The 756-nt window shown below is 40.7% G+C and carries 2 protein-coding genes; both read left to right on the top strand.

The window, feature by feature from the left end; translation table 11 throughout:
* Positions 1-342: hypothetical protein (locus RE027_RS17925; protein WP_368809654.1), on the top strand; the 342-nt coding region annotated here is incomplete at its 5' end.
* A gap of 192 nt (positions 343-534) precedes the next feature.
* On the top strand, positions 535-738 hold the full coding sequence (locus tag RE027_RS17920) for a hypothetical protein (protein WP_368809653.1): 204 nt from the start codon (positions 535-537) through the stop codon (positions 736-738).
* The last annotated feature ends 18 nt before the right edge of the window (positions 739-756 follow it).

Here is a 756-nt window from a genome sequence, read left to right as displayed (position 1 = left end):
ATAAATGAATTTTCACCGGAAGCCGATAACACAATTGCCTGCCTGATTCGTTCTATGCTAAAGACCAGCCAAACTGCTTACGAGTATGTGGAGCAACTTAGCATCCATGCTGGAGCTGAATGTCAACGGGGACAAAAATTAGAGTCGCTAACAGCGCTAGCTAATCAACTTAACTCTTGGGCTTGTGATATCGGCGATTGTAAGCTTGCCGTTTATAATTCAATGGATGATATACCAACAGAATCAAACTCAATTGGGGTTTTAAGTCTCGTCTCCCAAAAACTGGATGAAATGCAGAGCATTATTAGCTCTAAAGCGGACAAGATCGAATTCAATAAGTAACGCTAAACAATAAAACAAATAACACCTTCACTGGTGTGGCTTCCTGCAACCTGAAAACAGGATTAGGTTAAAAATGACATTCATCAAAGATAAATCTGCGTATTTAACAGCACGGCTTTTCTTCGCGACCTATGGTGAGGAATACCGCCATATCTCTAACCTTTTCATGCGCAAAGCTTACGGGGTCTGAATATGCTCAGTAAAGACAGCTCTCTAGAAACCGCAAAAAACACAGCAGATAACCTGTATCAATTAATGGAATTAATTAACTCCAATATTATTGATATGGATATCGAGCAAATAATTTCTCTGTCTGGCCTCTGCCTTGACTTGTCGGCTCAGGTTTCAATGTGGATGGATTCGGAGTTTGACCGTCGTGAAAAACAACGTAATTGAAACCTACCGACGCCGAAT

Source organism: Kocuria sabuli (assembly GCF_040981185.1).
In the GTDB taxonomy this organism is placed as follows: Bacteria; Actinomycetota; Actinomycetes; order Actinomycetales; family Micrococcaceae; genus Kocuria; species Kocuria sabuli.
Note: the sequence above shows the minus strand (reverse complement) of the source record. Positions and strands in the feature narration are given on the sequence as shown.